The sequence below is a fragment of the Streptomyces sp. NPDC052496 genome, from assembly GCF_040679095.1.
Lineage (GTDB): Bacteria > Actinomycetota > Actinomycetes > Streptomycetales > Streptomycetaceae > Streptomyces.
In genome coordinates this window covers 116687-134274 of record NZ_JBFAUH010000014.1, presented here as the reverse complement: position 1 = coordinate 134274, position 17588 = coordinate 116687, and the positions used below count along the sequence as shown (strand labels likewise).

Genomic DNA, 17588 nt, shown 5'->3' with positions numbered 1-17588 from the left:
GGCCTCCTCCTCGTCCCCTCCCGTGCGCGCTCAGGAGTCCTGGGCCGCGATGTCGAGCCGGTAGCCGAAGCCGCGTACGGTCGTGATCCGTGGCGTACGGACGCCGGTGGCCGACAGTTTGCGCCGTACCCGGTAGACGTGTTCGGCGACCGTGGCCGGTGTCTGCCAGCCGTCCCTGTCCCATACCTGGTCGAGCAGCTGGGTGACGGAGAAGGTCCGGCCCGGGGTGGTCGCGAGGAACTCCACCAGTGCGCGTCCGGCGGCGCCGTACCACCCGACGGCCCCGCCGCCGTACCACCCAACGGCCCCGCACCCGACAGCCCCGCACCCGACGCGCACCACCTCGTGTTCAGTGCGGCGCTCTCGGACCTGACCGACGTCCGCGGCGGAGCCACCCCGGCCTCGCTCACCCGGCGCCTGACCACGTACTGCGTCGAACTGCTGCCCGTGGACGCCGCCGGTGTCATGCTGCTGAACCCCGCGGCCCCCGGCGCCACCGCGGACGCCCGGCCCGCCGGTCACCGCGTCGAGGTGACCGCGAGCTCCGACCCGGCCCTGCGCGAGGTGGAGCTGTACGAGGCCGGCACCGGGCAGGGCCCGTGCGTCGAGGCCCTGTTCACCGGCCGCCCGTGCGGCGTCGCGGACCTCTCCGCCGCCTGCCCGCGCTGGCCCGGACCGACCGTGCGGGCGGTGGCCGCGGGCTATCGGGCTATGTGGGCCCAGCCGATGCGCCACCTCGGACACTCCGTCGGCGTCGTCAACCTCTACCGCCGCAGCACCGGACTGCTGTCCCCGCACCACCAGGAGCGTGCCCGGAAGCTGGCGCACGCGGCCACCCTCGGCCTGCTGCTGCTCTGGGCCCGGACACTGCGCGCCGAACGCCTGCGGAAGAACCTCGGCTCCCGCATCGTCATCGAACAGGCCAAGGGCATCCTCGCCGCACGTCTCGGCCTGTCCCCGGAAGCCGCCTCCGAGGTGCTGGGCGCCCAGGCCCAGCTGCACCACTCCCCTGTGCCCGACCTCGCCCGCGCCCTGGTCGACCGGCCCGACGGCCCGTGGCCACCGCCGGCCCCCGGCACCCTGCCGCGGTGATCCCGCCCGCTACCCGGCCCCGCCGCGCACCGCTTCCTCCGGTACGTACACCACCCACACCTGGCCGGCCGCGAAGGTGAGCGGTGCGCCCGACTCCGTGGTGAAGTCCGTGCCGCCGCCGGGGGACGGCCGCGACCAACGGGCCTGGTACGCCTTGCCGTCACGCAGCACCCGGGCGGGTCCGGAGCCGGTGGTCTCGGTGTACGGGGAGTAGGCACCCCAGCGGTCGTGGTAGCGCGAGGGGCGGATCCTCACGCCCTGGACGACGACCGTGGGGGCCGCGAGCCGCTGCCCCGAGGCCGTCTTGGCAGGAGTGCCGTCCATGGACACCAGCCAGCCCTGCCGCTGCGCCGACCAGGCGAAGGTGAAGCGGGCGGCCGGGTAACGGGCCGTGTACGACGGCGTGTTGCGGCCGCCCTTCGGCGCGGCGCCGAAGCGGAACCCGATGTCGTGGGCGGTGCTCGCGCCGGGTGCCGCTTTCAGGGCGCGTTCGGGGCGGAGGTAGAGGTTGTGCGGCGCCGCGCGGTCCTGGCCGCGGAAGTAGGCCGCACCGGTCCTGCCCGGCGGCAGCGGGTACAGCGGTGCTGCTTCGACGGCGGGTTCCAGCTTCGCCTGCGTACCGGAGTAGGCGAAGGCGGGGCGGCCGAACTGGCGCAGCAGTTCGAGGTCCGACTCGCGGGCGCTGCGTACGGGGCCGACGGCCGGCGGCAGCCGCGAGGAGTAGACGGCCAGCAGTCGCGACAGCCCCGACTCGACCCGTTCCACGTAGACGATGTCGGCGGCGTCGAGGCCCGTCTGGGGACGTGCGGCGCGGACGTTGTCGATCTTCACGGCGAGTACCGGGGCGGCCCGCGCGGCCTTTCCCGTGAACGGCGAGTGCCCCGCGGGCGTGCCGCTCTGCTGACAGCCGCTGGTCACGCCGGCCAGCAGGGCACAGAGCAGCACCGCCCCGGCCGGCGCCGTAAGTCCCCGCGTACGTCTCCCCGTACGTCCCCTCGTACGTCCCTGCGCGCGCACCGCCGTCCTCCCGTCCGTGCCGCCCCGTCCGTCGAGGACACCACAGGAACGGCCGGGTGGCGAGAGGGCGCAGGCGGCGCGGGTGTCCGGTTTCCGCCCAAGGCGGCCCGGTACGCACCGCCGCGCGCCGCGATGGCATCCTGGCGGCGTGAACCGACCCGAGATCCACTTCACTGTCGCCCCCGAGCTGCGGCTCTTCGTCTCCGCCGACCGCCGCCAGGGCCGCACCGCCCTGCGCACCGACGGAACCTCCACCCTCGGACACGTCGTGGAATCGCTCGGTGTCCCGCTCACCGAGGTGGGCCGCCTGCTCGTGGACGGGCGGGAGGTGCCGGTCTCGCACGTGCCGCGGGACGGCGAGTCGGTCGAGGTGTGCGCGGTCCGGCGGCCGCAGGAGGTGCCGGGCGCCCCGCTGCGGTTCCTGCTCGACGTGCACCTGGGCACCCTCGCACGGCGGCTGCGGCTGCTGGGTGTGGACGCGGCGTACGAGAGCGCGGACATCGGCGATCCGGCCCTGGCCGCGCGGTCGGCAGCCGAGCGGCGGGTGCTGCTGTCCCGGGACCGCGGTCTGCTGCGGCGGCGCGAGAACTGGGCGGGGGCGTACGTCTACAGCGACCGCCCCGACGAGCAACTGCGCGACGTACTCGGCCGGTTCGCGCCGCGGCTCGCGCCGTGGACCCGGTGCACCGCCTGCAACGGCCTGCTGGAGGAGGCCGAGAAGGGCACGGTCGAGGAGCGGCTGGAGGGCGGTACGCGGCGTACGTACGACGTGTTCGCCCAGTGCACCGTCTGCGACCGCGTGTACTGGCACGGCGCGCACCACGCCCGGCTGGAGGCGGTCGTCGACGCCGCGGTACGCGAGTTCGGCGGCGCGGCGGCGGCCCGGGGCGGCTCTGCCGCACAGGGCTGAGCCGCTCTCCGGGCCCGGCCCTCAGGAAGCGTCGGCGGCCGCCCCGGAGACCGGCGTGGCGCGCCCCGGCTCGCCCGCCGGCGCGCCGTCCGGGCCGGCCTCCAGCGCGGCCAGGGCCATGAGTTCCCTGGACGTCACGCCTTCGGGCACCGGTACCGGCGCCGGGGTGCGCAGCGGCGGCTGCCACCCCGCTTCGGGATCCCAGGAGCGGACGACCCTGGCGGGCGCCCCGGCCACCACCGAGTGGTCGGGCACCTCGCCCCGTACGACCGCGCCGGCCGCGACCACCACGTTGCGGCCCAGCCGGGCGCCCGGCAGTATCACCGCGCCGGTCCCCACCCAGCTGCCCGGACCGACGGCGACGGGCTCGCTGCGCGGCCACTGCTTGCCGACCGGCAGTTCGGGGTCGTCGTAGCTGTGGTTGGTGGTCGTGACGTACACGCCGGGGCCGAAGAAGCAGTCGTCGCCGATGGTCAGCCGGACGTCGGCGATCACATGGCTGCCGCGGCCCAGGACGACGCCGTTGCCGAGGGTGAGGATCGGGTCGGCGCCGAGGTCGAGGCCGGGCATCATCCCGGCGGTCAGCGTGACGTCCTGGGCGATGATGCAGTACTCGCCGATCTCGATCCACGGGTCGCCGAAGACGGTGCCCTGCGGGTACGCCAGCCGGGCGCCCGCGCCGATCCGCCGGAAGCGGTACGGTCCGGGGCGCTCGGCGGTGACGGCGCCCGCCTCCCGTACCCAGCGCGCTCCGCGGTGCACCGCGCGGGACACCGTCCGGCGGCGCCACGCCGCCACGGATGAGAACACGTTCTTCTTCGGCACCCGCTCACCGTACTCAGACCGGTGCGGCACCGGCCCCGCCACCCCCTGTGATCTTCACCCCACCGGCGGCCCGGCGCCGACGGGACAGGGCCCGGCGGCCCGCCTATCGTTGGGACATGGAACCCGCCGCGCAGGCCGCCGACGGCCGTCGCGAGTCGGCCGAGGAGCGCGCCGACCGGCGGTGGACCGAGCTGCTGCAAGAGGTCAGGGTGGCCCAGACCGGTGTGCAGATCCTCTTCGGCTTCCTGCTCACCGTGGTCTTCACCCCGCGCTTCGCCACCCTCCTGCCGGTCGACAAAGCGATTTACGTGGTGACGCTGTGCCTGGGCGCGGCGGCCAACGGCGCCCTCATCGGGCCGGTCGCCTTCCACCGGTTCGTCACCGGGCAGCACCTGAAGCCGCAGACGGTCACCTGGGCGTCCCGGCTGACCATCGTCGGCATCGTGCTGCTGCTCGCCACGGTCGTCTCGGCGTTCCTGCTCATCCTGCGCATCGCGCTGCACGACAGCGCCGTCCCGTGGATCGTCTCGGGTGTGGTGGCGTGGTTCCTGCTGTGCTGGTTCGCGCTGCCCGCCTGGGCGCGGCACCGCTACGCGGGCGACAAGTGAGCCGCCGGACCGGCCCGCCCCCGCTGCCCCGTCCGTCCGCCCCGTCCGTCGGCCCCGTGTCGGACGGCGGGCCGCGGGCACCCGGGGTAGCGTCCACACCACAGGTGACCGGAGCACCACGGTGTGCTCTCCCCCTGTCGACCCCGAGGAGCCGCCATGATCCGCGCCCTGGCCTTCGTCTGCACCCTCAACCCCTCCCCCACCTCCTCCAGCAGCCAGCTGCTGGCCGACCAGGTGCTGGCCGAACTGTCCGGTCTCGGGGTGCAGTGCGAGTCCGTACGCGTCGCCGACCACGACGTGCGTCCCGGCGTCGCGGTGGACATGGGCAACGGCGACGCGTGGCCGGGGCTGCGCGAGAAGATCCTGGCGGCCGACATCGTGCTGCTGGCCACCCCGATCTGGCTCGGGCACCCGTCCAGCCTGTGCCAGCGGGTGCTGGAGCGGCTGGACGCCGACATCTCCGAGACCGACGATCAGGGGCGGCAGCTGATGTACGGCAAGGTCGGCGCCGTGGCGGTGGTCGGCAACGAGGACGGCGCGCACAAGGTCAGCGCCGACCTCTTCCAGGGCCTCAACGACCTCGGCTTCTCCCTCGCGCCGAACGCCGTCACGTACTGGGTGGGCGAGGCGCAGCACGGCACGGACTACCAGGACCTGGACGAGCGGCCGAAGACCGTCGCGTCCACGACGCGCACGCTCGCCGTGAACGCCGTGCACCTGGTGCGGCTGCTGCGCCAGTACTCCTTCCCGCCGTCGTCGTGACGGCACCGGCCGGCGGGCCGCCGGATCAGCGGCCGCGCCGGTTGCGCCGCGCCGGCCCCAGTACGGCGGTCACCGCCGCACCCGCCGCCGCCGAGGCGGCTGCCACGAGCACGGGGTGGCGCGCGAGGGCCGCCTGGGGCGAGTGCGGATGGGAACTGTCGTCGAAGACGCCGTGCGCGCCGTGGTCGGTGCCGTCCGGGCCGTCGGCCGGCTGCCACAGGTTCTCCGGCCGGCCCGCGTCCGCCCGTTCGTCCGTCTGCTGCGAGTCGTACCCCGTACGGGCGAGATAGCGGTCCAGCAGGGCGGGCGCGAGCCGGTTGGCGAGGATGGTCGCCACGGTGGAGGCGCCGACGTAGTACTGCTTGCGCCGCGGGTGCGCCGCCGCGTACAGCACGGCCCGGGCGGCGACCTCCGGCTGGTAGACCGGGGCCACCGGCCGGGGCGTCTTCGGCAGCCGGGACAGCACCCAGTCGAACTGCGGCGTGTTGACGGCCGGCATCTGGACGACGGTGACGGCCACGTGGCTGCCCTGGTGGAGCAGTTCGGTGCGGAGGCTGGACGTGAAGCCGTTGATGGCGTGCTTGGCACCGCAGTACACCGACTGCAGGGGTACCGAGCGGAAGCCCAGCGCCGAGCCGACCTGCACGACCGCGCCCGCGTCGCGGGGCAGCATCCGCCGCAGCGCGGCCCGGGTGCCGTTGACGAACCCGAGGTACGTCACCTCGGTGGCGCGCCGGTACTCCTCCGCGCCGACCTCCGTGAACGGCGCGAACACCGTGCTGAAGGCGTCGTTGACCCACACGTCGATCGGCCCGAAGGCGTCCTCCGCCGCCTGCGCCGCCGCTTCGACCTGGTCCGCGTCGGCCACGTCGGTGGGCAGCACCAGCGCCCGGCCGCCCCGCTCCTCGACCTCGGCCGCCGCGGCGTCGAGCCCGGTCCGGCCGCGGGCGACCAGCGCGACATTGGCGCCCCGCGCGGCGAAGAGCCGGGCGGTGGCCCGGCCGATCCCGGCGCTGGCTCCGGTGATGACGACGGTCTGCGGTCCGGCGGGCCGGTTGCGGCGGCTCACCGGGCACCGCGCGAGGCGCCGCCGAAGAGGCGGGCGAGGGCGCGGAAGGGCAGGGTGACGACGGAGGCGAGCGTGCTTCCGATGGCGCGGAACACGTCGGCGATGGCGCTGAGCATGGGAACCTCCCTGGGCTGCGGTACGGCGGTGGCGCTCCGGTCGCGGCGCTCGGTCAGGGCAGCGGCGTGCCGCCGGTCGCGTTGACGATCTCCGCGGTGATGTAACTGGCCTGCTGGGACGCGAGGAAGACGTACGCGGGCGCCATCTCCACGGGCTGGGCGGCCCGCCCCAGCGGACTCTGCTTGCCGAACTCGGTGGTGTCCGGCAGCGTCGAGGGGATCAGCGGGGTCCACACCGGCCCGGGCGCCACCGCGTTGACACGGATACCGCGTTCGGCGAGGTTGCCGGCCAGCGCGTGGGTGAAGGTGACGATGGCGCCCTTGGTGGTCGCGTAGTCCAGCAGGTGCGGGCTCGGCTGGTACGCCTGGACGGACGTGGTGTTGATGATGCTGCCGCCCTCGGGAATGTGCGGCAGCGACATCTTGGAAAGCCAGAACATACCGTAAAGATTGGTGCGCACCACCCGGTCGAACTGCTCCGTGGAAATGCCCTCGATACCCTCGGACTGCGCCATCTGATAAGCCGCGTTGTTGACCAGGACGTCGATACGGCCGAATTCCCGCACCACCTGGTCCACCAGGGCGCGGCACTGTTCCTCCTCGCGGATGTCGCACGACACCGCGAGGGCCCGCTGCCCCGCTTCCTCGACCAGCCGGGCGGTTTCCCGGGCGTCCTTCTCCTCTTCCTCCAGATAGGTGAAGGCGACATCCGCCCCTTCCCGGGCGAAGGCGAGCGCGACCGCGCGCCCGATGCCCGAGTCACCGCCGGTGATCAGCGTGCGGCGGTCCCGCAGCTGCCCCGAGCCCTCGTACGACGTCTCGCCGTGGTCCGGGCGCGGCGTCATGTCCTCCGTCGCGCCCGGATGCGGCTGGTCCTGCTGGGGGAATTCCGGCTTCGGGTGCTCTTCCACGGGATTTCGCTGGTCGTTACCGGTCATCGTGGATACCTCCAAACGCTTGTGGTCTACGCGGTACCCGTCCTGCGCGCGGGAACACGTGGCGGTTTCCTCCCCGCCGTGTGCCGCTGCCGGGATGCGGCGGGCCGGTAACCGGCGTGCGATGGTCGCGGAGGTGGTGCAGGCCATGGCACGAGCCATTTGGAGCGGATCCCTGTCTTTCGGGCTGGTCAATCTGCCGGTACGGATGTACGCGGCGACCGAGAGCCACACCGTGCATTTCCACCAGATCCAGCGCGGCACGTCCGACCGCATCCGCAACAAACGGGTCAATGAGCGCACCGGGAAAGAGGTGCCCGCCGAGGAGATCGTCAAAGGCGTCGACGCGGGCGACGCGTACGTCCTGGTCGAGCCGGAGGAACTGGACGACATCGCACCCGGCCGCTCCAAGGCGCTGGAGATCAGCGGATTCGTGGACCTCGACGACGTGGATCCGGTCTATTTCGACACCACGTACTATCTGGGCCCGCGGGGCAAGGACTACGGCAAGGTCTACGCCCTGCTGCACAAGGCCCTGAAGGAGTCCAACAAGGCCGGTGTCGCCACCTTCGTCATGCGGCACCGCGAATATCTCGTCGCGGTGCAGGCGGAGGGCGACATCCTCACGCTGCACACCCTGCACTGGGCGGACGAGATCCGCGACCCGCGCGACGAGATCGGTGACCTGCCCGGCCGGACGAAGATTCCGGAGCGGGAGCTGAAGACCGCGGTGCAGCTCGTCGAGGCCCTGAGCACCGCGTGGCGGCCCGAGGAGTACCACGACACGTACCAGGAGAAGGTACGCGCGCTGATCGAGGCCAAACGCAAGGGCGAAACGGTGGAGAAGGCGCAGGAGGCGCCGGAGTCCACGAATGTGGTGGACCTGATGAGCGCGTTGCAGGCCAGTGTGGATTCGGCCAGGGGCTCGGGGAAAGGGAAGGGCGAGGGAGGAAAGCCGAAGGCGGTGGCGGCGAAGCGCCGTTCCGGAAGCCGCTCGGAAAACCGTCCCGGCGGGAAGGGCGCGGGCCGGCCGTCCGCCACCGACCTCTCTCAGCTCAGCAAGGCCGAGCTGTACGAACGCGCCACCGAGGCCGGCGTCCAGGGCCGGTCCTCGATGACGCGGGACGATCTCGTCGAAGCGCTCTCCGGCAGCGGCGGCGGCCGGAACCGCGCGAAAAAGGCCTCCTGACCCGCGGCGGCGGGCGCCCGGCCGGGCCGTCAGCGCGAGAGGTCGGGATCGTCGACGATGTGCACCGCGGCCTCCTCGGCCGACGCCGCCCCGCCGTCGATGCCGACGTCCCGGCCCACCTCGTCGTTGCGCAGCCGCAGCGCGTCGCCCTCGTCGGTGCCGGTCATCCGCCCGGCGCGCTCGTCCCCCACCTGGCGGTCGACGGGCTCGCCCGCGGCGTCCTGCTGGTCGCCGATGCCGTCGCCGTCCGGGGGCTCGACGTCCGGTTCCTCCTTGGCGAGCCGTTCGTCGAGGCTCTCGCCCGCGCGCTGCTCATTCGCGGTGGTGCCCGTCCGGTTCACCGCCAGGGGCTTTTCGGGGGGCGAATACCCCTGGTCCAGCATCTCGTCGTAGTCCGGCTCGTCGATGGCGTCCTCCATGTCGACTTCGTCGGACAGTCCCTGTTTGTCGGACGCGGCCGGCTGATAGACCTCGTCGCCCATCGCTTCATCGGACATGACAGCTCTCTTTCCAGCGCAGTGACGGTTTTCCGGGTGCTGTTCTCGCGGTCGGGGGTTCCGTTACCTGCTGAGCCCCAGTGATTCCACGATGCGCTGCGCGTTCTCGTACCGCTCGTTCTCCGGAAGGCGTTCGGCCAGCGCGACCAGCCGGTCCGGGGCGTGGTTGCGCCGGAGCGTGCCGATGATGGTGTCGCGGTCGGCCGGATACAGACTGCGGCCCAGGTGCTGAGCCATTTCGGTACGGATTTCCACGGCCTCCGGCGTCATACCGTCCGGGACGCTGCCCGGCGCGGTGGTACCGGCGGTCCGGCTCACCGGGGGCTGGTCCTCTCCCGACGGCTCCAGTTCATGGGCCTCTTCGGCGCGCAGTGCCCGGTCGGCCTTCAATTCGCCCTGGAGCTCCTTCTTCATCATGTCGTCCCGGGCCGGGCCGGCCTTGTTCGTACCGTGATCCATTGCTTTTCTGCCTCCAGGACTCACCGATTGCTTTCCGTCCCCGCCCCGCACGTCCGAGCCCTCCCGTGCCTTGCGTTACGGAGTGCCCGTCGGCCCTCGTGCGAAACAGCCCGAAGCCGAGAGCGAACGAGGGCGGCGCCCGCTCCCGGCCGACCGGGCCGGGGACGTATCCGCCGGTCAGCGGCCCGGAGCCGGGTACGGGCCGTCCGGTCAGCCGGTTCCGGGCCGGGCGAACGGACCGGAGTCGGCCGGCCCGCCGATGACCTGCCGGGCGACCTCGGTCAGCTTGCGCTGATTGGCGCGGGCATAACCGCGCATCACCTGGAACGCGTCGTCGGGTGTCCGCCCCTGGCGCTCGGCGAGCGCGCCCTTGGCCTGTTCGATGACGATCCGGCTGTCCAGGGCGGTCTGGAGCTGCCCGGTCCGGTCCCGCAGGCTCTGGAGTTCGCGCAGGTCCGTGCGGTACGCCAGCCCGATCGCCACGGCGTCGGCCAGCGCCTGGCCCGCCGTGACCTCCCGCTGGGCCAGCGCCCGGTGTTGGTGGAAGAAGTTGAGGGAGCCGAGCCGCCTGCTCCGGTAGCGCACCGGCAGGGCGGTGGCCGCGCTGAAGCCCTCGTCCAGCGCCTGGGTGGTGAAGCGCGGCCAGCGGGCCCGGGAGTCCGGGTGGCCCAGCGGTACGTCGGTGAGCCTCCTCCCCGTACGCCAGGCGTCCCGGCAGGGGCCCTCGTCGAGTGCGGCCTGGACGCGCTGAAGCGGGCTGCCCGCGTCTCCGAAGCCCACCGCCAGCGCGGGCCGCTCCTGATCGCGCGCCATCAGTACGCCGCCCGCCTGCACTCCCGGGAGCCGTACGCAGTACGCGGCGAGCCGTTCCAAGGGGCCGGTCGTGTCCTCGCCCGCGGCCGGGTCGGCGAGTTCGAGCAGGGCGGTGATCAGCGATTCTTCCCGGTCGGAGGCTGACATGACGGTTCTCCCTTCGGCCTGCCGCACCCGCGGCTACCGCTCATGGGCGGGTATGGCGCCCCGGATATGCCTCCTCGGGTATCCCGGAACCGGCCGTACACGCGCCTGTCCACCGCCTCCGGCAGCAGGCGCCCGAACGGGCCGGGACCGGGCCGCGACCGGGCCGCGCGTGCGCCGGGACCGGACTGGGACTGAGGCGCTGAAACGGGCCGGATGGGGTACCCGCTCAGACATGCGCTTAGCCGTCCTCGACGCCGGATCCAACTCCGTACATCTGCTCATCAGCGAGGTGGTCGGCGGCGTGCCGTTGCCCGCGCACTCCCTGAAGGACCCGGTCCATCTGGCGGAGCACGTGGCCAGGGACGGAACGGTGCCCCCGAAGGCGGCGCAGCGGCTGGCGGCAGCGGTGGCGCAGGCCCGGGAGCAGGCGGACCGCTGGCGCTGCGACCGGCTGTTCGCGTACGCCACGGCGGTGGTCCGGGACGCGGCCAACCGCGACGAGGTGCTGGAGACGGTGCGCGCCGCGAGCGGCATGCGGCTGGCGGTGCTGCCCGGGGAGGTGGAGGCGGAGCTGACGTTCCGCGCGGCACGGCGCTGGATCGGGCTGCAGGCCGGTCCGATGGCGCTGCTGGACATCGGCGGGGGTTCGCTGGAGGTCGCGTTCGGCCGCGGCGCCCTGCCGGACTTCGCCTTCTCCCTGCCCCTGGGCGCGGGGCGGCTGACCCGGGAGTTCCTGCCGGGCAAGGGCAGACCCGGCCGGGAGGCGCTGCGGGAACTGCGCCGGTACGTGCGCGCGACGCTCAAGGACGTGGCGGCCCGGGTGCGCTGGGAGGAGCCGCACACCGTGGTGGCCACGTCCCGGATGTTCCAGCAGCTGGCCCGGCTGTGCGGAGCCGCCCCCGGCCGCGACGGCCCGTTCGTCACGCGCCGGCTGGCCCGTACGGACCTCAAGGAGGCGGTACGGCGGCTGTCGGCGCTCACCGCCGCCGAGCGGGCGCAGTTGCCCGGCATCTCGGCCGCCCGCTGCCGCCAGGCACCGGCCGGGGCCGTCGTCGCCCACCAGGCGATGAAGAGCATGGGGATCGACGAGGTCACCATCTGTCCGTGGGCACTGCGCGAGGGCGTACTGCTGCGCCACCTGGAGCAGGGCGGTCAGGACTGGTGGCCGAATCCGGTAGCGCGGTACGGGGACATCGAGGCCGGCGGCGCGCCCGGCAACGGCGCCGCGCCGCGCGTACCACGGCGCCTGCCGCTCGCCCCGGAGTCGGTCCGCTGACCGTGCACGTCCGTACGCCCATATCATCCGAGCCGAACCGCACCGGGCGTTCCGCGCCCGTGCTGGAGTCATCATGCACCTGTCGAACTACCACATCGCCGACCGCCTCGTGATCGAGGTTCCCGAGATCATCGACATCGCCAACAACGGCCAGGTCGCCGCCGGACTCCAGGGCCTGCTGCGCGAACCCGAGGCCAACGGGGTCGTCATCGACCTGCGCGCCCCCATCATCACCGTGGCGGGGCTCCAGACCCTGCTGAGCTGCCAGCGGACCGCGCGGGAGCGCGGGGTGACGCTGAGCGTGGCCGCGGACCGCCCCATGGTCCGCAAGGCGTTCCGGCTCACCGGGGTGCACCGCACCATCCCGCTGCACAGCTCGCTGGCGGACGCCCTCGCCGCGGCATGACCGTACGGAACAGCTCGTCCCGGCCGTCACTCAAAAGGGGTGTTTACCGACTGGGGCGATGAGTTACCCGTCCCCCAGCCTTCCGCAAGCGGCCGCCGGAAGGCAGGCGCCGGGCCGGTTGAGACCACAGCCGCCGGCGCCGCTCCCCCTTCCGCCGTCGCCGGCTGCCGAGCGCCGAACGGCCGACAGGTCAGGGCGGCAGCCGGACAGGACGACAGCTGGTCGGGACGCCAGCCGGACGGGACGACGACAGCCGGACGGGACGACGACAGCCGGACGGGACGACGACAGCCGGACGGGGTGACGACAGCCGGTCAGGACGACGGCCGGTCGCCGTGACGCCGGGGAAGCCGCTGCGGCGCCCCGGACCGGAGCACCAGCGGATGGGCGGGCAGCCGGCTCAGCGGCGAGGAATGCCGGTACCGGTCGATGGAGGCGGCCCGGCCGTACGGGCCCGGCCTGCGGTACTGCCGCCCGCGAGCCGCCGCGTCCGGTGGTTCGGCGGAGGGCGGCCGGTGCGGCCGACGGGGACGGAGCAGGGCGTCTTCGTACCGGCCCAGGGCGATCACGAGTCCGAGCATCGCCAGAGGCCAGAGGGCGGCGAGCAAGGGCATGGCCGCTCCCTTCCTTGCCGGTCGTACACGCTGGCTGGAGCTTTACGTCGTCTGCCGGGTCACCCTGGGGCGACGGGGCAAACCACCGGGCGCGCGCGACCACTCCACCGGTCCCGCGGACAGTGACTTTTCCGGCCGACGTTCCCGGGGCCCGCCGGACGGGGAACCGCCAGGTCAGCGCAGTGCACCCGGGCGGCGGCGCCCACCCGTTCCGGCGTGGAAAGCCTTTCGGCGACTTGCGCGGACCTGACGACCGTGCCCGCTCTCGGACGATCGTCTCGCTCCGGGACGACCGTGCGCGCCTTCGGACGACCGCGTCCGCCTTCGGACGACCGTGCCCGCCTTCCTCAGTCCTCAGCCCTCAGTCCGCCCTCGGTGCGGCCTCAGTCCAGCCGGGTGAGATCGGGCCGCAGGCGGTGCCAGGTCGGCTGCCGGAGGCGGTCGGCCGAGGTCCATCCGGAGAAGGTGACCTCGGCGACGAGCCGCGGCTCCGCCCAGTGGGCGCCCGGCACGTCGACCGCGTTCACGAAGGGTGAGGTGTCCCGCCGTACGACGTCCAGGTACCCGGCCAGCTCCCGGCGTTCACGGCCGGAGAGCCCCGACCCCACGGAGCCGACGTACCGCAGCCCGCCCGGCTCGTCCACGCCCGCGAGTACCGCGCCGGGCAGCCCGGCGAGGCCGCCGCGGCCCTCCGTCCAGCCGCCGATGACCACGTCGAGGGTCACCAGGTGCTTGGTCTTGCGCCACTCGGAGGACCGGACGCCGGGGGCGTAGCGGGAGGTCAGCCGTTTGGCGACGACCCCCTCGAAGCCGGCGTCCAGGGTCGCCTGCCAGGTCGCCCGCGCGTGGCCGGTCACGTACGCCGGCACCGACCAGTGCGGCCCGTCACCGAGCCCCAGCCCGGACAGGGCGGCGCGGCGTTCCACGTACGGGAGTTCCAGCAGCGGCAGCCCGTCGAGGCGCAGGACGTCGAACAGGACGAGGTGGACCGGGTGGTCCGCGACCAGGGCGGCCGCGCGGCGCCGGCTGGTGACGCCCATCCGGCGCTGGAGCCGCCCGAAGTCCGGCCGTCCGCCGTCGTCCAGGACGACCACCTCGCCGTCCAGGACCGCGGACCGGCCGCGCAGCCGTTCACCGAGCGGCGCCAGCTCGGGGTACGTCCCCGTCGCGTCGTTGCCCGCCCGGGTGACCAGCCGCAGCGTCCCGTCCCCCGGCGCATCGGCCAGGCACCGCGCCCCGTCCCACTTCGTCTCGAACGCCCACTCCCCCTCCTCCGCCACGGCGGGCAGCGGACCGGGCGTGGCCAGCATGGGTCTGAGGGCGGACGACGCCGCGGACGGGGCCATGCCCCGATGATCGGCCGCCGCCCCGAGCCCGGCCACCGGGCGCGGGCGTCAGGCGCGGGGCCGAGCCGGCCGGAGGTCGCGGACCGGGAGCGCGCGGCAGCCGCTACCGGTCCTCCGCCACCGCGCGGTGGCTCTTCGCGAGCTCCACGTACATCGTGGCGTTCAGCCGGATGCCGTCGCGCTCCTCCTCGGTCAGCTCGCGCTTGACCTTGGCGGGCACCCCTGCGACCAGCGAACCCGGCGGCACCCGCATCCCCTGCGGCACCAGCGCCTGCGCCGCGACCAGCGATCCGGCGCCGATGTGCGCACCGTTGAGTACGGTGGCGCCCATACCGATCAGTACGTCGTCCTCGACCGTGCAGCCGTGCAGGACGGCGTTGTGCCCCACCGAGACCCGCTCGCCGACCGTCACGGGAAAGCCCGGATCCACGTGCACGGTGCAGTTGTCCTGGATGTTGCTGTCCGCGCCCAGCACGATCGGGCCGCAGTCGGCGCGCAGCACCGCGTGGTACCAGACACCGGCTCCCGGGCCCAGCGTGACCTCGCCGATCACGACGGAGGTCGGCGCCGTGAAGGCCGCCGGGTCGACCGACGGCTCCTTGCCGCCCACGCCCGCGATCAGTGCTCGCTGCTCCATGCCGTACTCCTCGCTGCCGGACCGTTCGGGTTCGCGCCTGGGGGCACAGTAAGCGACGGGCCCACGGGGGCCGCGGGCGGGACCGGGCCCACGGGGGCCGCGGGCGGGACCGTGATCAAGGACCCGACACGACCGCCGTCACGGACCGGACGGGACCACCATCACGGCCCCCACCGCCCCCGCACGGCTCGGTTCAGGACTTCGGCCGGCTCTCCATCGGCACCGGTCCGAGCATCTGCTCGCTGATCCAGTGCAGCGACTCCGGCATCCGCTGGATGTAGGTGTGGCCGCTGTGCTTGCCGTCGGGGATCTCGAACAGCGTGTGGTGGATGGGGCCGCCGGTGTGTTCCCGGATGAACTTCTTCACGTACGGCACCGCCTCCTCCTTCGATCCCAGCTCGAAGGCGACGTAGACCTCGGGGCCGCCGTTGGCCTTGAGCTGGTCGGCCAGCCGGCGCGGGTCGTTGGCGAGCTTCTCGGCGGGGTGCCCGTTCCACATCGGCGAGTCCGGCACGGTGTCGGGCCCGTTCGCGATGACCGCCTTGAACTTCTTCGGGTACTTCAGTACGGCCTTCAGGCCCGCGAAGCCGCCCGAGGAGGACCCCATGAAGGCCCAGCCGTCGCGGTTGTCGTACGTGCGGTAGTTCGCGCGGGCGAAGGCCGGCACGTCCTCCGTCAGCCAGGTGCCCATCTTCGGCTGCCCCGGGATGTCACTGCCGTCGTGGTACTTCTTCTTCGGGTTCAGCACCGGCATGACCAGGATGAACGGCAGCGTCTTGCCGGACTGCGACCACTCGGCGATCTTCTCCTCCAGCTTGAAGTCACCGCCGATCCAGTAATTGTTCGGGTACCCGTAGGAACCCGGCAGCGCTATGAGGACCGGGAAGGCGCTCTTGGCGTACTGGGGCTCGTTGTACTGCGGCGGCACCCAGGCCCATATGTCACCGGTGAACCCCGACTTCTTACCGTGCCACCGGGTCTTGACTATCTTCGTCCCGTCGTCACCCGTGGTGCGCTGGGTCACGAAGTGCGACCGCGGCCCGGTGGGCATCACGACCTTGGCGCTCCCGCTGCTCGCCTCGCGCGCCTGCTGCCGCAGCTGCGGCACGTGGGAGGCGTCGACCTCGTCCCGGTCCTTGCTGCCGCAGCCGGCCACGAGCCCCATCGCCAACAGACTCACCGCGGCGACGGCCGCGGTACTGGTACGCAGGCGCTTCATCGGGACGAACTCCTTGCAGACTCGTGTCCGGCGGGGCAGCGGGCCACCTCCACCGCTTCAGGCGAAAGACACCAGAATAAGATCCGCCGGCCGGCCGCCCGCGGCTCCCCCAGGGGCACCGGTCCGGCCGCCCGCCGAACAACGGCGTCACGGTCGCGCACGCCGTCGTGCGTTTCCGAGGGTATGGATGTCGAAAGGCGGGTTCAGGTTCCCTCGATCGGTATGCCGGGTTGTGGTTGATTCGCCTGTCGGCTCCGGGCACCGTGTTCTTCCGGACGGCGACGGCGCGGCACGAAGCGGCGCCGCGGACGGGGTGACCGGTGGGCACAGGGCCCGAAAACCCGCCGCCTCTTGGGATCTTGAAGCGCGCGGCGGAGCGCGGCGCACTGCGCGAGCTGCTCGCCCGGGCGCCGCTGGTGACCGTGGCCGGACCCGCGAACGTGGGGAAGAGCACACTCGCCGCCCGCGCCACCCGGCACGCCGACCTGGACACACCGGCCCGTGTCGTACACGTCGCCGGCACCGTCACCGTCACCGTCGCCGCCACAGGTGCCGCCGCACACGACAGAGCCCGCAGCGGCCCCTTCCGGGGCCTACCGCGGGCTCCACCTCACCTGACGGACGGTCCGCCCGTCACTCCGCCATCGCGTCGGCCGGCTTGGCCGTGGTCGCCTCGCGCCGGGCCGCCGCCTTCGCCGCGCGCCGCTTCATGAGGACGAACGAGCCGATACCGAACAGCACCGCGGCCACCAGGCCCACCCAGGAGAACCGCTTGAGCCAGGACTCGGCGACGACGCCCACGTAGTAGATCAGCGCGGTCGTGCCACCGGCCCAGACGATGCCGCCGAGCACGTTGGCGATGAGGAACTTCCAGTAGGGCATCTTCAGCACACCCGAGAGCGGGCCGGCGAAGATGCGCAGCAGGGCGATGAAGCGGCCGAAGAAGACCGCCCACATGCCCCACTTGTCGAACTTCTCCTCGGCCATCGCGACCTGGTCGGGCCCGAAGTGCTTCGGGAACTTCCGCCCGGCCCAGTTGACCAGCGGCTGTCCGCCCTTGCGGCCGATCAGATAGCCGATGGAATCCCCGATGATCGCGCCGGCGGACGCGCAGGCACCCAGTACCAGCGGGTTGATGTGGTCCTGCGTCGCGGCCAGCAGCGCCGAGCTGACCAGGACGATCTCACCGGGCAGCGGAATGCCGAGGCTCTCCAGGCCGATGACCAACCCCACCAGGAGGTACACGCTCACGGCCGGTACCGTCTCCAGCCATTCCATCTGCAACGCCGCATCCTCCACTAGGTGTCCGGCCCCCGTGGGCCGCCGCCCGGCGTCCGGCGACGCCGTCGATGATCGCGTTTCCCGCGCGCGCCACGGCGCGCCCGGGAAGCCTACTCGATCGCTTCGGGCCGTCCCGCCGGCCCGGCGGCATGACCCCGGCCCGTCGCAGCGGGTGCGACGGGCCGGGGTGACGCATCGGGCAGCGAGCCGGTGACCGGGCCTTTCTCCGTCTCTCCGTACGAGTGCTCGGCACGGGCTCATGGGTGCACGAGTGCTCCGTCACTCCGCGAGAACTCTTCGTACGAGACGCGCCCCGGCAGCGGGAAGTTGCCTCGGACCTGGAGGAGATTGCGTACGGCCGCCGTGCGGG

At 73.0% G+C, this 17588-nt stretch carries 21 protein-coding genes; 7 read left to right on the top strand and 14 right to left on the bottom strand.

The window, feature by feature from the left end:
- Positions 1 to 30 precede the first annotated feature (30 nt).
- Positions 31 to 246: a helix-turn-helix domain-containing protein gene (locus AB0L45_RS20100; protein ID WP_365841652.1), complete on the bottom strand. Its 216-nt coding sequence runs from the start codon at positions 244 to 246 to the stop codon at positions 31 to 33.
- A 99-nt stretch (positions 247 to 345) separates the two neighbouring features.
- Between AB0L45_RS20100 and AB0L45_RS20095 the strand changes: the two genes are divergently transcribed.
- Positions 346 to 1092: a GAF and ANTAR domain-containing protein gene (locus AB0L45_RS20095; protein WP_365841650.1), complete on the top strand. Its 747-nt coding sequence runs from the start codon at positions 346 to 348 to the stop codon at positions 1090 to 1092.
- 9 nt (positions 1093 to 1101) lie between these two features.
- Here AB0L45_RS20095 and AB0L45_RS20090 read toward each other — a convergent pair whose 3' ends face one another.
- Positions 1102 to 2037 carry a DUF3048 domain-containing protein gene (locus AB0L45_RS20090; RefSeq protein WP_365841648.1) on the bottom strand — a complete coding sequence of 312 codons (936 nt, stop codon included), beginning with the start codon at positions 2035 to 2037 and terminating at the stop codon, positions 1102 to 1104.
- Between the two features lie 220 nt (positions 2038 to 2257).
- Here AB0L45_RS20090 and AB0L45_RS20085 point away from each other — a divergent pair, with 220 nt between their 5' ends.
- Entirely contained in the window at positions 2258 to 3019 is a 762-nt protein-coding gene (locus tag AB0L45_RS20085; protein ID WP_365841646.1) for a Mut7-C RNAse domain-containing protein, read from the top strand.
- 21 nt (positions 3020 to 3040) lie between these two features.
- Here the strand turns inward: AB0L45_RS20085 and AB0L45_RS20080 are convergent, their stop codons facing one another.
- Complete coding sequence (locus tag AB0L45_RS20080) at positions 3041 to 3844, bottom strand: acyltransferase (protein WP_365841644.1); 804 nt, start codon at positions 3842 to 3844, stop codon at positions 3041 to 3043.
- Positions 3845 to 3960: 116 nt separating this feature from the next.
- Here AB0L45_RS20080 and AB0L45_RS20075 point away from each other — a divergent pair, with 116 nt between their 5' ends.
- Both AB0L45_RS20075 and AB0L45_RS20070 read left to right on the top strand, forming a co-directional pair.
- Positions 3961 to 4452, top strand: a complete 492-nt coding sequence (locus tag AB0L45_RS20075) for a DUF6328 family protein (protein WP_365841642.1) — start codon at positions 3961 to 3963, stop codon at positions 4450 to 4452.
- A gap of 156 nt (positions 4453 to 4608) precedes the next feature.
- Positions 4609 to 5214, top strand: coding sequence for an NAD(P)H-dependent oxidoreductase (locus AB0L45_RS20070; protein ID WP_365841640.1), 606 nt, complete (start codon positions 4609 to 4611; stop codon positions 5212 to 5214).
- Positions 5215 to 5239: 25 nt separating this feature from the next.
- On the opposite strand, the gene AB0L45_RS20065 is transcribed toward AB0L45_RS20070, so the two are convergent.
- Genes AB0L45_RS20065 through AB0L45_RS20055 form a run of 3 tightly spaced genes read right to left on the bottom strand, consistent with a single transcriptional unit; the run spans position 5240 to position 7337 of the window.
- Positions 5240 to 6283, bottom strand: coding sequence for an SDR family oxidoreductase (locus AB0L45_RS20065; protein WP_365841638.1), 1044 nt, complete (start codon positions 6281 to 6283; stop codon positions 5240 to 5242).
- Entirely contained in the window at positions 6280 to 6399 is a 120-nt protein-coding gene (locus AB0L45_RS20060) for an LPFR motif small protein (RefSeq protein WP_275126499.1), read from the bottom strand. The genes AB0L45_RS20065 and AB0L45_RS20060 overlap by 4 nt, the downstream gene beginning before the upstream one ends.
- Before the next feature lie 53 nt (positions 6400 to 6452).
- The gene (locus AB0L45_RS20055) at positions 6453 to 7337 is read right to left on the bottom strand and encodes an SDR family oxidoreductase (RefSeq protein WP_365841636.1); all 885 of its coding nucleotides are present in this window, start codon (positions 7335 to 7337) and stop codon (positions 6453 to 6455) included.
- 145 nt (positions 7338 to 7482) lie between these two features.
- Here AB0L45_RS20055 and AB0L45_RS20050 point away from each other — a divergent pair, with 145 nt between their 5' ends.
- Complete coding sequence (locus tag AB0L45_RS20050) at positions 7483 to 8523, top strand: Ku protein (protein WP_365841634.1); 1041 nt, start codon at positions 7483 to 7485, stop codon at positions 8521 to 8523.
- 29 nt (positions 8524 to 8552) lie between these two features.
- Here the strand turns inward: AB0L45_RS20050 and AB0L45_RS20045 are convergent, their stop codons facing one another.
- The 3 genes from AB0L45_RS20045 to AB0L45_RS20035 form a co-directional block, all read right to left on the bottom strand.
- On the bottom strand, positions 8553 to 9020 hold the full coding sequence (locus AB0L45_RS20045) for a DUF5709 domain-containing protein (RefSeq protein ID WP_365841632.1): 468 nt from the start codon (positions 9018 to 9020) through the stop codon (positions 8553 to 8555).
- A gap of 63 nt (positions 9021 to 9083) precedes the next feature.
- Positions 9084 to 9479, bottom strand: coding sequence for a DUF2795 domain-containing protein (locus AB0L45_RS20040; RefSeq protein ID WP_365841630.1), 396 nt, complete (start codon positions 9477 to 9479; stop codon positions 9084 to 9086).
- Between the two features lie 210 nt (positions 9480 to 9689).
- Entirely contained in the window at positions 9690 to 10439 is a 750-nt protein-coding gene (locus AB0L45_RS20035; protein ID WP_365841628.1) for a GAF and ANTAR domain-containing protein, read from the bottom strand.
- 232 nt (positions 10440 to 10671) lie between these two features.
- Here AB0L45_RS20035 and AB0L45_RS20030 point away from each other — a divergent pair, with 232 nt between their 5' ends.
- Both AB0L45_RS20030 and AB0L45_RS20025 read left to right on the top strand, forming a co-directional pair.
- Entirely contained in the window at positions 10672 to 11715 is a 1044-nt protein-coding gene (locus AB0L45_RS20030) for a Ppx/GppA family phosphatase (RefSeq protein ID WP_365841626.1), read from the top strand.
- A gap of 73 nt (positions 11716 to 11788) precedes the next feature.
- Entirely contained in the window at positions 11789 to 12121 is a 333-nt protein-coding gene (locus AB0L45_RS20025) for an STAS domain-containing protein (RefSeq protein WP_365841624.1), read from the top strand.
- A 314-nt stretch (positions 12122 to 12435) separates the two neighbouring features.
- On the opposite strand, the gene AB0L45_RS20020 is transcribed toward AB0L45_RS20025, so the two are convergent.
- The 5 genes from AB0L45_RS20020 to AB0L45_RS20000 form a co-directional block, all read right to left on the bottom strand.
- Positions 12436 to 12735, bottom strand: a complete 300-nt coding sequence (locus AB0L45_RS20020) for a hypothetical protein (RefSeq protein WP_365841622.1) — start codon at positions 12733 to 12735, stop codon at positions 12436 to 12438.
- A gap of 383 nt (positions 12736 to 13118) precedes the next feature.
- Positions 13119 to 14081 (bottom strand): non-homologous end-joining DNA ligase, encoded by a 963-nt coding sequence (ligD, locus tag AB0L45_RS20015; RefSeq protein ID WP_365841619.1) that lies wholly within the window; start codon positions 14079 to 14081, stop codon positions 13119 to 13121.
- 103 nt (positions 14082 to 14184) lie between these two features.
- Positions 14185 to 14718, bottom strand: coding sequence for a gamma carbonic anhydrase family protein (locus AB0L45_RS20010; RefSeq protein WP_365841617.1), 534 nt, complete (start codon positions 14716 to 14718; stop codon positions 14185 to 14187).
- 193 nt (positions 14719 to 14911) lie between these two features.
- Positions 14912 to 15937 (bottom strand): alpha/beta hydrolase-fold protein, encoded by a 1026-nt coding sequence (locus AB0L45_RS20005; protein ID WP_365841614.1) that lies wholly within the window; start codon positions 15935 to 15937, stop codon positions 14912 to 14914.
- Between the two features lie 633 nt (positions 15938 to 16570).
- Positions 16571 to 17215 (bottom strand): DedA family protein, encoded by a 645-nt coding sequence (locus AB0L45_RS20000; RefSeq protein WP_365841845.1) that lies wholly within the window; start codon positions 17213 to 17215, stop codon positions 16571 to 16573.
- Between the last annotated feature and the right edge of the window lie 373 nt (positions 17216 to 17588).

Coding starts and splice junctions, on each gene's coding strand:
- AB0L45_RS20075 (WP_365841642.1), top strand. CDS start 3,961: ATGGAACCCGCCGCGCAGGCCGCCGACGGCCGTCGCGAGTCGGCCGAG.
- AB0L45_RS20070 (WP_365841640.1), top strand. CDS start 4,609: ATGATCCGCGCCCTGGCCTTCGTCTGCACCCTCAACCCCTCCCCCACC.
- AB0L45_RS20060 (WP_275126499.1), bottom strand. CDS start 6,399: ATGCTCAGCGCCATCGCCGACGTGTTCCGCGCCATCGGAAGCACGCTC.
- AB0L45_RS20055 (WP_365841636.1), bottom strand. CDS start 7,337: ATGACCGGTAACGACCAGCGAAATCCCGTGGAAGAGCACCCGAAGCCG.
- AB0L45_RS20050 (WP_365841634.1), top strand. CDS start 7,483: ATGGCACGAGCCATTTGGAGCGGATCCCTGTCTTTCGGGCTGGTCAAT.
- AB0L45_RS20045 (WP_365841632.1), bottom strand. CDS start 9,020: ATGTCCGATGAAGCGATGGGCGACGAGGTCTATCAGCCGGCCGCGTCC.
- AB0L45_RS20040 (WP_365841630.1), bottom strand. CDS start 9,479: ATGGATCACGGTACGAACAAGGCCGGCCCGGCCCGGGACGACATGATG.
- AB0L45_RS20035 (WP_365841628.1), bottom strand. CDS start 10,439: ATGTCAGCCTCCGACCGGGAAGAATCGCTGATCACCGCCCTGCTCGAA.
- AB0L45_RS20030 (WP_365841626.1), top strand. CDS start 10,672: ATGCGCTTAGCCGTCCTCGACGCCGGATCCAACTCCGTACATCTGCTC.
- AB0L45_RS20025 (WP_365841624.1), top strand. CDS start 11,789: ATGCACCTGTCGAACTACCACATCGCCGACCGCCTCGTGATCGAGGTT.
- AB0L45_RS20020 (WP_365841622.1), bottom strand. CDS start 12,735: ATGCCCTTGCTCGCCGCCCTCTGGCCTCTGGCGATGCTCGGACTCGTG.
- ligD (WP_365841619.1), bottom strand. CDS start 14,081: ATGGCCCCGTCCGCGGCGTCGTCCGCCCTCAGACCCATGCTGGCCACG.
- AB0L45_RS20010 (WP_365841617.1), bottom strand. CDS start 14,718: ATGGAGCAGCGAGCACTGATCGCGGGCGTGGGCGGCAAGGAGCCGTCG.
- AB0L45_RS20005 (WP_365841614.1), bottom strand. CDS start 15,937: ATGAAGCGCCTGCGTACCAGTACCGCGGCCGTCGCCGCGGTGAGTCTG.
- AB0L45_RS20000 (WP_365841845.1), bottom strand. CDS start 17,215: ATGGAATGGCTGGAGACGGTACCGGCCGTGAGCGTGTACCTCCTGGTG.